At 68.7% G+C, this 521-nt stretch carries 1 pseudogene; it reads left to right on the forward strand.

Features of this window, described 5'->3' with window-relative positions:
• Positions 1–19 precede the first annotated feature (19 nt).
• A pseudogene (locus B2U07_RS19425) lies at positions 20–521 on the forward strand (metallopeptidase TldD-related protein); the annotation flags it as partial.

Genomic DNA, 521 nt, shown 5'->3' on the forward strand with positions numbered 1-521 from the left:
CGGCGGTTAGGCGAGCCCCCGCCACAGCCTGAGTTGCGTGATGATCGCCGAAGGCGAAGGCCAGATGCAGCGCGACTACTGGTACGACGTCAATCGCCAGGGCGAGCTGCTGGCCGACGCCGCTGGGATCGGCCAGCGCGCTGCCGAGCGCGCGGTCAGCCGCCTTGGCGCACGGCCGGTGCCGACCTGCGAGGTGCCGGTGCTGTTCGCTGCCGAACTCGCCGGCGGATTGTTCAGCCACCTGCTGGCGGCAATCTCGGGCGGCAATCTGTATCGCCATTCCTCCTTCCTCGAAGGTGCGCTGGGGCAACGTCTATTCCCCGAGTGGCTAAGCCTCGACGAGCGCCCGCACCTGCCGCGGGCGCTGGGCAGCGCGGCCTTCGACGGCGATGGCCTGGCCACTTACGCCAAGCCGTTCGTGGAAAAGGGCGAGCTGGTTTCCTACGTACTCGGCACCTACTCCGGGCGTAAGCTGGGCCTGCCGAGCACCGCCAACTCCGGCGGCGTGCACAACCTGTTCG

The sequence above is a fragment of the Pseudomonas sp. UBA7530 genome (assembly GCF_002479365.1).
Lineage (GTDB): Bacteria > Pseudomonadota > Gammaproteobacteria > Pseudomonadales > Pseudomonadaceae > Aquipseudomonas.